This is a genomic window from Tabrizicola sp. (assembly GCF_036781545.1).
In the GTDB taxonomy this organism is placed as follows: Bacteria; Pseudomonadota; Alphaproteobacteria; order Rhodobacterales; family Rhodobacteraceae; genus Tabrizicola.
In genome coordinates, this window is record NZ_DAIQAT010000140.1 from 1 (window position 1) to 9138 (window position 9138).

Consider the following 9138-nt stretch of genomic DNA (forward strand, 5'->3'; position numbering starts at 1 on the left):
GTGGTGCCCGAGGCGAGACTCGAACTCGCAAGCCTTGCGGCGGAGGATTTTGAATCCCCTGCGTCTACCATTCCACCACTCGGGCCACCGGAGCCCCGTTTAGAACCTGCCGCGGCCCGCGTCAATGCGGGCCGGAAGGGACTCAGAGGTCGTTGGTCTGGAAGGTGTCGCAGTCGGCCAGCTGGCCGGACTGGAGCCCGATCATGAACCAGCGCGAGCGCTGTTCCGAGGTGCCGTGGGTGAAGGTATGCGGCATCGGGCGCTGGCCCGCATTCCGTTGCAGGGTGTCGTCGCCGATCTGGCGGGCAGCGTTGACCGCCTCTTCCAGATCGCCGCGCTCGATGGTGCCCAGGGTCTGCGCCGCCTCGCGTGCCCAGATGCCGGACAGGCAATCGGCCTGCAGCTCGATCCGGACCGAGATCGCGTTCGATTCCTCCTGGCTGACCTGCTGGCGGATCTGGTTCGCCTTGGCGAGGATGCCAAGCTCGTCCTGGACATGGTGGCCGATTTCATGGGCGACCACATAGGCCGCCGCGAAGTCGCCCTCCGCGCCGAGCCGCTTGTGCAGCGTCGTGAAGAAGCCGGTGTCGAGGTAGACCTTCTTGTCCATCGGGCAGTAGAACGGGCCCGTTGCCTCGGACGCGCCGCCGCAGGCCGACCGTGTCGCGTCCTTGAAGAGGACCAGGGTCGCGGGGGTATAGGTCGCGTTCAACTGCTGCTTGAAGACCCGGGTCCAGATCTCCTCGGTATCGGCGAGGACGACCGAGACGAACTGGCCCTCGGCCTTGTCCTGCTCGGTCAGCTCGGTGGGCGTGCCGGAAGAGCCGGTCTCCATCCCGCCGGGGCCGAGAAGCTGGCTGGGATCGACACCGAGAAAGATCGCGATCAGGAAGACGACCACAGCCCCCGCCCCGCCGATCCCGCCGACCCGCACGGCCCCGCCCCCGCCCATCCGGCGGCGGTCCTCGATGTTGGAGCTTTCCCTGCGGCCGCGCCACTGCATTCCGTCACCCTTCCCTGCCGCCGGCCGTCCACGCTGGACAGGTCCGATATTTCTTTAAGAACAGATACTTGTCTGTGGACGTTCACGAATCCTTAACCCGCGCGCGCCGCCGTTCCGCGAAATCCTATCCGCTCCCGGCCCATGTCGCCAAGCGCGAAAGCACATCTGCGGGATCGGCCTCTCGCTTCCCCTTCCCCTTCCCCGTCGCCCGGCCTATGGTCGCGACGCATTTCCCGAGTGAGCCGAGAGCCTCGCATGACCCTGACCCGCCCGACCCTGATCCTTCTTGCCACGCTGGGCTCGGCAGCCCTGCTGGGCGGGGCCTTCGCCTTCCAGTACATTGGCGGGCTCGCGCCTTGCCAGTTGTGCCTCTGGCAGCGCTGGCCCCATGCGGCGGCGATCCTGATCGGGATCGTGGCGCTGGCGACGGGCTGGCGGGGGCTGGCCTGGCTGGGCGTTGTCGCTGCGCTGGCGACGGCAGCCATCGGGGTCTTCCACGTCGGCGTCGAGCAGAAATGGTGGGAGGGTCTGGCAAGCTGCACCGCCGGATCGATCCAGGGCATCGCGGTATCGGACCTGCTGGACCCGTCGAAGGACGTGGCCTCGGTGGTGCGCTGCGACGCCATCGCCTGGCAGATGCTGGGGATTTCCATGGCCGGGTGGAACGCGATCCTGTCGCTGGTGCTGGCCGCGATCTGGGTCAAGGCGGCGCGGACGGCCTGAGCGGGGCGCGGCCGTAGGGGAAACCCGTCCCGGGCTTGACCCGGGACCTCGCTTCATCCGCAGAGGGCCCGGCTCAGGGCCGGGGCGGGGCCATCTCTCCGAACAGGCGCTGATGTTCCTGAATTGCGAAGCGGTCGGTCATGCCCGCGACATAGTCGGCGACGACCCGGGCGAGACTGGTCTCGTCGCTCGCCGCGGCCACGTCGGCCTGCCACTCCGGCGGCAGCAGGTCGGGCTGCTTAAGGAACAGCGGGAAGAGGTCGTCGATCATCCGCGTTACCTCGGCCCGGACCGCCATGACGCTGGGTGCACGGTACATGCGGTGGAAAAGGAAGGTCCGCACCGCCTTCAGGTCCTGGTAGAGCGGTTTCGAGAAGCGGATGATCGTGGTGCCCATGTGGCGGATATCGTCCACCGATTTAGGCTGGGCACTGGCCAGCCGGTTCTGTGCGACGGCGATCACATCCTCGACCATGCGGCCGAAGACCCGGCGCAAAGCCTCGTGGCGGCGGCGCATCTTTTCCAGACCGGGGTAGAGCCGGTCCACCTCCTCGAAGGCGGGGCCGGTGACGGGAAGCTCCATCAGGTCGGCCTCGGTGAAAAGGCCGGACCGGAGCCCGTCATGCAGGTCGTGGTGCGAATAGGCCACGTCGTCGGCGATGGCCGCCACCTGCGCCTCGGCACTGGCATGGGTGTCAAGCTCCAGATCCCACTGGGCGTTGACCTCGGCCAAGGCATAGGGCAGCGGGCCGTCATGCTTCTTGTCGGCGTTCGGGCCGATGACGGGCCCGTTGTGTTTCGCAATGCCTTCAAGGGTTTCCCAGCTGAGGTTCAGCCCGTCGAAATCGGCGTAGTGGCGTTCCAGCCGGGTCACGATCCGCAGGGCCTGGGCATTGTGGTCGAAGCCGCCATAGGGCGCCATCAGCCGCTCCATCGCATCCTCGCCGGTATGGCCAAAGGGGGTGTGGCCCAGGTCGTGGGCCAGCGCCACCGCCTCGGCCAGGTCGGTGTTGAGGCCGAGGACCCCGGCGATGGTGCGGGCGACCTGCGCCACCTCGATCGTATGGGTCAGCCGGGTGCGGTAATAATCGCCCTCGTGTTCGACGAAGACCTGCGTCTTGTGCTTCAACCTGCGGAACGCGCTGGAATGGATGATCCGGTCGCGGTCGCGCTGATAGGGCGAGCGGAAGGAGGACAGCCGCTCGGGCCGGAGCCTGCCGCGGCTGGCATCGGGTTGGCAGGCGAAAGGGGCAAGCATCGGCTGTCCTTGTTCGGAAGGGTCGCGTCCCATATATTCGGGAGGGACGCCGAAGGATACGGGAACAGCCATGGAACTGACGCTGCCGCCGAAAGTCACCGACCGGGCCTTTGCCCGGCTGGCCGAGATCGCCGATGCGACGGGCGAGGCGAAGCCGCTGCGGATCGCGGTGGATGGCGGCGGCTGTTCGGGCTTCCAGTATTCGATCACGCTGGACGATCCGGCGGCGGACGACCTGGTGCTGGAAAAGGACGGGCAAAAGGTGCTGGTCGACCAGATCAGCCTGCCTTTCCTGTCGAATGCGGTGATCGACTTCACCGATGAATTGATCGGCGCGCGGTTCGTGGTGGAGAACCCCAACGCGAAGACAAGCTGCGGCTGCGGCACGAGTTTCTCGCTCTGAGCCCCCTCGCGTGCTAGCCTGACCTCGTCGCGCGACGGGTGAGGGATGGTCATGTATGTGCTGATGCTGGGCTCGGCGCCGATGGCGGCAGAGGCTGCGCTCTGGCCGCGTGGGTGGTTCGATCTGGTTCTGGTGATCAACAATGCCTGGCGGATCCGGCCCGACTGGGACGTGGCCATCCATCCGTATGATTTCCCCGTGGAGCGGCAGGCCGTGGCGGGACCGGGTCAGCGGATCGTGACCGAAACCGAGTTCGTCCCGGCGCAGAATGCCTATGGCGGCTTCGTCTATGCCGGGGCGACGATGGCTTTCACCGCGGCCTACTGGGCGCTGCACGCGATGCGGCCAAGCGTGATCGCAGTCTATGGCTGCGACATGCAGTATCCGGCGCAGGGGCCGACGCATTTCTATGGCACCGGGACGGCGGATCCCTTGCGGGCGGACATCACTCTGCGGTCGCTGGAGGCGAAGTCGGCGCGGCTGATGGTGCTGGCGGCGATGCAGGGCTGCGCGGTGGTGAACCTGTCCACCGGGCCGTCACGGCTGATCTTCCCCCGGGCGACGCGGGCCTCGGTCGCCCATGCCGCACCGGGGGTCTGGTGCCCGGAGCTTGCCGCCGAAGCGCAGGCGCTGGAAGGGGAGCTGGGTTACCTGGTGCCCTCGGGGCGTTACTGGGAAGAGCTAGGGCGGTTCGATCCGGTGGCGCTGGACCGGCTGGATGCGCTGTGGCTGCAGGCGGCCACCCTGCCCCTGCGGCAGACGGGTTGAGGCGGGCGGCCCGGCGGCCTAGGGTGGCCCGGCGGAGGGCCGATCATGAAGCTTGCGACATTCAACATCAACGGGATCAAGGCGCGGACCCTCGCGCTGAAGGGGTGGCTGGAGCAGGCGGCGCCGGATGTGGTCTGCCTGCAGGAGATCAAGTCGGTGGACGAGGGCTTCCCGCGGGATGAGTTCGAGGCGATGGGCTACCGGGTGGAGACGCATGGGCAGAAGGGGTTCAACGGGGTGGCGATCCTGTCGAAGCTGCCGTTGAGCGACGTGCGGCGGGGATTGCCGGGCGATGACGGCGACGAACAGGCGCGCTGGATCGAGGCGGTGGTCGATGCGGGGCGGCCGGTCCGGGTCTGCGGGCTGTATCTGCCGAACGGCAACCCGGCGCCGGGGCCGAAGTTCGACTACAAGCTTTCCTGGATGGCGCGGATGGAGGCGCGGGTGCGGGAGTTGCTGGCATCCGAGGAGCCGTTCATCTGCCTGGGGGACTACAATGTGATCCCCCAAGGAATGGATGCGGCGAAGCCGGAGGCCTGGGTGGGCGATGCGCTGTTCCTGCCGGAGAGCCGGGGGGCGTTCCGGCGGCTGGCGAACCTGGGGCTGACGGATGCGGTCCGGGTCCGCGATCCCTCGCCGGGGGTCTATACGTTCTGGGACTACCAGGCGGGGGCGTGGGAGCGGAACAACGGCATCCGGATCGACCATGTGATGCTGTCGCCGCAGGCTGCCGACCGGCTGGAGGCGGCGGGGATCGACAAGGCGGTCAGGGGGGGCGAGAAGCCGTCGGACCACGTGCCGGTCTGGGTGCAGATCGCGGCGTGAGACCCGCGGCGCCACCCGTGGCGTGATGGGGACCGCAAGGTACGCCAACGGGTTACGCAGGTGCGTTAGTGTGGTGTTAACTTTTGCTCGCTGGGAGCCCCACCCCATCCCATCCCTCCCCCACGGCAGAGGGAGGGAGGCGTTTTTCGGCCTTGGCACGGCATAGGAAGGAAGGCTGGCGTGGGACCGGTCAAGCGCCCCGTTCCGAGCCCTCCCCCATCCCGGCCAGGATCGCGCGGTAGCCGGCGCGCCAGTCGGGATAGCGGAGACTGAAGCCGGGCAGCGCCAGCAAGCGGGCGTTGCGCAGGCGGCGGTCCTCGGCGTAGAAGCCCGCAGCGCCCGGCGGGAGGTTCGCCTCGGCGAAGGTCACCTGCGGCGGGGGCGGCAGGCCCAGCATCGCGGCCACGCCCAGAAGCACCTCGGAGGCTGGAGAGGGCGCCCCATCGGACAGATTGGTCAGCCGCTGCCCCGCCGGAGCGGCCATGGCGGCGAGCGTGGCCCCGGCGATGTCGTCGCGGTGGATGCGGTTGAACACCTGGCCGGGCTTCACGATCGCCCGCGCGGTGCCTGCGCGGAGCTGACCCAGCACGTTGCGCCCCTCGGGTCCGTAGATACCCGCGATGCGCAGGATGTCGAGCGCGGCGCCAGAGCGCGCGGCGGCCTCCTGCCAGGCGGCCTCGGCCAGCAGTCGCCCCTTCGCATCGGCGGTTGCGGGTTTGGGGGTGCGGGTCTCGTCGATCCAGGCGCCGCCGCAATCGCCATAGATCGCGGTCGAGGAGTAGTAGCCGATCCAGCTCAGGTCCGGCGGCAGGGCGCCGAGCGCGGTCAGCGCCGGGCAACCTGACGGTCCGGGCGGCGCGGAGACCAGAAGGTCCGTCACCCCGTCCAGCACCGCGGGCGGCAGGGCGCCACCGGCAAGCGGCACAGCGGTGATGCCCTGCCCCGCCAGCGCCCCGGCTTTTGCCGGATCGCGCAGGGCGGCGCTGACCTTGCCGCCCGCTGCCAGCACCCGTGCCGCCACCGCCCGGGCGGCGTAGCCCGGACCGAGGAGCAAGAGATGCCTGCCCTCCAGCACCCGGCTCATGCCGCCAGCAACCGGGCTTGCAGCGCGTCGAACGCGGCGATCTGGGCCGGGATCAGCTGGCGGGCCTCGTCGCGGCCGAGATAGACCTTGAAGAGGCAGCTGCCGTCTTGGCCGTAGAACTGCACCGAGCGGGTTTCGGAGGAGAAGAGCTTGCGGCGGACGAAGGCGACCTTCGCGCAGGTGGCGATGTTCAGGTGGCCACCGATCGGCTTGCCCTTCAGGTTATACATGCCATGCGCGACGGTGCCGCCGTGCATCGGCCCCTTCGCCTCGAGGATCACCGGGCCGGTGTTGACGATGAAGGTGACCTCGCCCCAGCTGGCGATGTCGTCCAGCGCGGCGACCATGTGTTCGCCGGAAAGCGCGGTGACTTCACCCGCGGGTAGCGCCAGCAGCACGTCGAGCGGCGTCACGCCCGCGGCGCGGGCGATGTCCTCCAGCGCGGCGGTGGGGTTGGCGGCCAGCGCTTCGGCCAGGGTCGGGCGGGGAATGGTGTCGGTCATGTCGTCTCCTTGAGATCAGGGTGGCAAGCCAGCCAACCCAGAAGCCGCCCGGTCATGGCCACCTGCCAGAAGCGGCCGGCCCGGGTCAGGCGGTGAAAGCGGTGGTGCGGTTCCAGAAGGCCCGCTTCCGTCCATTGTGCCAGAAGCGGCGCCAGATGGGCAGCGATGCCCTGTGTCACCGGGGCGAGCGCCGCCAGCGCCGCCTCGGCGGGGCGCAGGTCCAGAAGCCCGCGCTCCATCCCGTGTTTCAGGGCATGGGTCACCGGGGCGCTGGGCGACTGGCGCATCATCCCGCGGGTGAGGCATGCGCCGGGTTGCCCGCCGCGCGCGGCGAAATCGGCAAGGTCCGATGTGATGCGGTAGTTCAGCCCCTGCAGGAAGCCCCCCGCGCCCGCGCCGAAGGGCAGGCAATCGGCCCCGGTCTTGACGGCGAGGTTGTAGACGTTCCGCTCCCGCAGGCTGCCCTGCCAGTGGGTGGTGGAGATCGGGGTCCAGCCCTCGGCCTCGGCCGCCTCTTCCCCGGCGGCGAAGAAAGCGCCGAGGGCGGCGGGACCGGCGGGCAGCATCTTGCCCTTCTCCACCGCGGTCAGAAGCGGCGTTCCGGGGATGAGGTTCAGCGAATAGAGGTCGAGCCCGTCGAGCCCCAGCCCGGCGCTAAGCCGCACGTCTTCGGCCACCTCCTCGGGGGTCTGGCCGGGCAGGCCGTAGATCAGGTCGATCACCACGGCACAGCGGTCCAGCGCCACCAGGTCGGCGAGGAAGCGGATCACCTCGGCCCGGCTGGCCTTGCGGCCGAGCGGGCGGCGGATGGCATCGGAGAAGCTTTGCACGCCGAGCGAGATGCGGGTGGCCCCGGCATCCAGTGCGGCGCGCGCCTTGTCGAGGCCGAAGGAATGGATGCGGCCCTCCAGCGTGATCTCGCAATCCGGGGTCAGCGGCAGGTGGCGGCGGATCGCGGTAATCAGCCGCGCGAGATCGCGTCCGGCCAGGGCGGTGGGGGTGCCGCCGCCGAGGTAGACGGCTTGCAAGGGCGGGCCTTCGGCGGCAGGGGTGTCGGCGAAAACCTGAAGCTGCGCGATGACGGCATCGACGTAAGGTGCCCCGTCGCGGGCGCGCCAGGCGTTCTGGTAGAAGCCGCAGAACAAGCAATGGTTCTCGCAGAACGGCACATGCAGATAGGCGACGGCCCGGTTCGACCGCTTCTGCCCGTGCAGCCCGGTCCAGAGTGCGGGCACATCGGCCGCCTCGACCGGGGCCATCCCGGCAAAGGGATGCACCGCGCGCTTGCCGGGAAAGGCCATGGCCAAGGGGTCGCTGCCAGTCCGGGCGAAGAAGCTTTCCAGCGGCGGGGCGTCGGGCAGGGATCGGGCGGCGTCAGCCATTCGGCAGCACGCTCTGCCCCGAGCGGGCGCACCAGACCGCCGGGTCGGCGGCGGTGTCGGGGGCGCAAGCCTCGCCCTCGGCCAGGGGCGCGATGGTGAACCCGCCGGATTTCGGCAGTTCCACCCGGTACAGGTTGGTCTCCGCTTCGGGCGGGGTGCCATGCACGAAAGGCGTCAGGCGCAGCCCGGTCTCACCGCAGAGCGCGGCAAGGGGCGCGTTGCCCGCCCCGGTCAGGATCTGGGTGACGACATCGCGGCTGGCCTCGCAATCGGCGGGGCTGTCGCTTTCGGTCAGCGTGACGCGGGTGGCGCCATCCTCGGTCAGGGTCAGGATCAGAAGCACGGTCTTCAGCATGGACTTTCCCCTCAGAAGGTCTTCGACAGGAACAGGTTGACCGAGCGCTCGGCGCCTTCCATCTGATCGTAGGGCTCGTAGCTGCGGTCGGTGATGTTGTTGACCTCGGCCACCAGCGACAGGTCGTTGCCGAGGTTCACGTCGGCCCGCAGGTTCAGCGTGCCGTAGCCGCCGGCATGGCCGGTCACGGCACCGGTCTCGTCGCGGTAGTCCACGCTGCTTTCGCCCTGCACGAAAAGGTCGAAGGTGCCGGAGAGGCTTTCCGTCTCCCAGCCCTTGCGCAGGCCGACCTTGCCGGAGAGCAGCGGAGTACCGCTGTCGAAGGTCTCGAAGCCGTTGGCGTAGATCAGCTTGCGCCGCATCGCCGCTGCCGAGCCATAGGCCGAGAGGTTCCAGAAGCCGAGGTCCTGTTCGGCATACAGCTCCAGCCCCCAGCTGGTGGCGGCATCGACGTTCTGGTAGGTGCCGGTCCTGCCGGTGACGACGGTGGCGATGTAATCGTCGGCCTTGGTGTAGAAGAGCGTGGCGTCGATCACGCCGCCCTCGCGGTCGTAGCGGGCGCCGAGTTCGAAGGTGGTGGCGGTTTCCGGCTGCAGGTCGGGGTTGCCGGCCAGGGTGATCCCGCCGCCGGTGGTGGTCAGGAACAGCTGGCCCAAGGTCGGGTAGATGTAGCCCTGACTGAGGTTCGCCCGCAAAGCCAGCGTCTCGTCCGGCGACCAGACGAGGCCGACCGAGCCGAGCGCGAGGCTGTCGGCGTTGGAGCTGGTGGGGTTCGCCGTGCCGTTGGTGGTGGAGACCAGGTGGTCCGCCGTCACGTCATACCAGCGCGCGCCG

The 9138-nt window shown here is 69.0% G+C and carries 11 protein-coding genes and 1 tRNA gene; 4 read left to right on the forward strand and 8 right to left on the reverse strand.

The window, feature by feature from the left end; translation table 11 throughout:
• Position 1: 1 nt before the first annotated feature.
• Positions 2-85: transfer RNA gene (locus V7Q39_RS16515), tRNA-Leu, on the reverse strand.
• Positions 86-142: 57 nt separating this feature from the next.
• Positions 143-1003 (reverse strand): KPN_02809 family neutral zinc metallopeptidase, encoded by an 861-nt coding sequence (ypfJ, locus tag V7Q39_RS16520; protein WP_333817711.1) that lies wholly within the window; start codon positions 1001-1003, stop codon positions 143-145.
• A 261-nt stretch (positions 1004-1264) separates the two neighbouring features.
• Between ypfJ and V7Q39_RS16525 the strand changes: the two genes are divergently transcribed.
• On the forward strand, positions 1265-1726 hold the full coding sequence (locus tag V7Q39_RS16525; protein ID WP_333817720.1) for a disulfide bond formation protein B: 462 nt from the start codon (positions 1265-1267) through the stop codon (positions 1724-1726).
• Between the two features lie 73 nt (positions 1727-1799).
• Here V7Q39_RS16525 and V7Q39_RS16530 read toward each other — a convergent pair whose 3' ends face one another.
• Positions 1800-2984, reverse strand: a complete 1185-nt coding sequence (locus tag V7Q39_RS16530) for a deoxyguanosinetriphosphate triphosphohydrolase (protein WP_333817712.1) — start codon at positions 2982-2984, stop codon at positions 1800-1802.
• Between the two features lie 76 nt (positions 2985-3060).
• Between V7Q39_RS16530 and V7Q39_RS16535 the strand changes: the two genes are divergently transcribed.
• From V7Q39_RS16535 to xth, 3 genes are read left to right on the forward strand one after another with little or no spacing between them, the layout of a single operon-like run.
• Positions 3061-3387, forward strand: a complete 327-nt coding sequence (locus tag V7Q39_RS16535) for a HesB/IscA family protein (protein ID WP_333817721.1) — start codon at positions 3061-3063, stop codon at positions 3385-3387.
• A gap of 51 nt (positions 3388-3438) precedes the next feature.
• Positions 3439-4155, forward strand: coding sequence for a hypothetical protein (locus tag V7Q39_RS16540; RefSeq protein ID WP_333817713.1), 717 nt, complete (start codon positions 3439-3441; stop codon positions 4153-4155).
• A 45-nt stretch (positions 4156-4200) separates the two neighbouring features.
• On the forward strand, positions 4201-4980 hold the full coding sequence (gene xth / locus V7Q39_RS16545) for an exodeoxyribonuclease III (RefSeq protein ID WP_333817714.1): 780 nt from the start codon (positions 4201-4203) through the stop codon (positions 4978-4980).
• 190 nt (positions 4981-5170) lie between these two features.
• On the opposite strand, the gene V7Q39_RS16550 is transcribed toward xth, so the two are convergent.
• From V7Q39_RS16550 to V7Q39_RS16570, 5 genes are all read right to left on the reverse strand, one after another.
• On the reverse strand, positions 5171-6064 hold the full coding sequence (locus tag V7Q39_RS16550; protein ID WP_333817715.1) for an SDR family NAD(P)-dependent oxidoreductase: 894 nt from the start codon (positions 6062-6064) through the stop codon (positions 5171-5173).
• Positions 6061-6567, reverse strand: a complete 507-nt coding sequence (hutX, locus tag V7Q39_RS16555; RefSeq protein ID WP_333817716.1) for a heme utilization cystosolic carrier protein HutX — start codon at positions 6565-6567, stop codon at positions 6061-6063. Before hutX ends, V7Q39_RS16550 begins: the two co-directional genes overlap by 4 nt.
• Complete coding sequence (hutW, locus tag V7Q39_RS16560) at positions 6564-7949, reverse strand: heme anaerobic degradation radical SAM methyltransferase ChuW/HutW (RefSeq protein WP_333817717.1); 1386 nt, start codon at positions 7947-7949, stop codon at positions 6564-6566. Before hutW ends, hutX begins: the two co-directional genes overlap by 4 nt.
• Positions 7942-8304 carry a hypothetical protein gene (locus V7Q39_RS16565; protein WP_333817718.1) on the reverse strand — a complete coding sequence of 121 codons (363 nt, stop codon included), beginning with the start codon at positions 8302-8304 and terminating at the stop codon, positions 7942-7944. Before V7Q39_RS16565 ends, hutW begins: the two co-directional genes overlap by 8 nt.
• Positions 8305-8315: 11 nt before the next feature.
• Positions 8316-9138, reverse strand: an 823-nt coding sequence (locus V7Q39_RS16570; protein ID WP_333817719.1) for a TonB-dependent receptor, incomplete at its 5' end; no start/stop codon positions are given.

Coding starts and splice junctions, on each gene's coding strand:
- V7Q39_RS16540 (WP_333817713.1), top strand. CDS start 3,439: ATGTATGTGCTGATGCTGGGCTCGGCGCCGATGGCGGCAGAGGCTGCG.
- hutW (WP_333817717.1), bottom strand. CDS start 7,949: ATGGCTGACGCCGCCCGATCCCTGCCCGACGCCCCGCCGCTGGAAAGC.
- V7Q39_RS16530 (WP_333817712.1), bottom strand. CDS start 2,984: ATGCTTGCCCCTTTCGCCTGCCAACCCGATGCCAGCCGCGGCAGGCTC.
- V7Q39_RS16550 (WP_333817715.1), bottom strand. CDS start 6,064: ATGAGCCGGGTGCTGGAGGGCAGGCATCTCTTGCTCCTCGGTCCGGGC.
- V7Q39_RS16565 (WP_333817718.1), bottom strand. CDS start 8,304: ATGCTGAAGACCGTGCTTCTGATCCTGACCCTGACCGAGGATGGCGCC.
- hutX (WP_333817716.1), bottom strand. CDS start 6,567: ATGACCGACACCATTCCCCGCCCGACCCTGGCCGAAGCGCTGGCCGCC.
- ypfJ (WP_333817711.1), bottom strand. CDS start 1,003: ATGCAGTGGCGCGGCCGCAGGGAAAGCTCCAACATCGAGGACCGCCGC.
- xth (WP_333817714.1), top strand. CDS start 4,201: ATGAAGCTTGCGACATTCAACATCAACGGGATCAAGGCGCGGACCCTC.